This window comes from Psychrobacter sp. 1U2, from assembly GCF_051847575.1.
The window spans coordinates 1-840 of record NZ_JBPYDC010000779.1; the positions used below are offsets into that span (position 1 = coordinate 1).

Here is an 840-nt window from a genome sequence, read left to right on the forward strand (position 1 = left end):
TTACATTGCCTTGGTTGGTTAGGAAGTGAGCAGCGCCATACCCAATTAAGAACTCCCAAAGCCTAAAGGGAACAAGAAAAAACGACGTTTTAGGCGAAAATTCGACCATAATAAAACATAAAGCTAAGCTCACTATCATCGTGAGCCAATAGTTAATTTTTAGCTTTGTAAAGAACCAGTACAGCAGTGGTACTATTAAGTAGAACTGTATTTCAACCCCTAATGACCAAAGGTGTAGTAAAGGATTGAAATGAGAATTGCTAAAATAAGAGTCTTGGAACCAAAAACCTATGTTGGATAAAAAAGGAACTGCATATAGTGCCTGTTTACTGACTTGAACAGTTTCATTTGGAGTAGTCAAAAAATAGGAAAATATTAAAGTGAAAAAGATTGTAGCGTAATAAGCTGGTAGCAATCGTTTAGCTCTTCTTAAATAAAAACCTGTTATATCATCCTTTTTATATAAGATAGCCATTAGAAAGCCGCTAATAACAAAGAATACATCAACACCTAGAAAGCCACTTTTTATTGAGCTAAAGCCAAGATGGAATAACACAACAAGTACAACGGAAATACCTCTAAGGATCTGTATATCTGCTCTGTAATTCATAATTAATTACCGATAAGTTGTCATTGATAAGATGAGTAAGTAATTAGAAAGTAGTAATCAATGCTTACCGAAAGTTACTATATAATCACATATGCGAATATATTGTATACTAATAAACTATAGTTTGGAACAAAGATTTGGTGTTATTTGGATAATGGTTCAATAGCATGAAGATAAACTTGAAGCTATTGTATTGGCTAGTCATTCTATGAAAACTGAATAAATCATTA

The 840-nt window shown here is 32.6% G+C and carries 1 protein-coding gene; it reads right to left on the reverse strand.

Annotation, left to right across the window (positions count from 1 at the left end; genetic code table 11):
• The coding region (locus tag ACS8FD_RS18695; RefSeq protein WP_439276952.1) for an acyltransferase family protein at positions 1–610 on the reverse strand (610 nt) is incomplete at its 3' end.
• Positions 611–840: the final 230 nt, after the last annotated feature.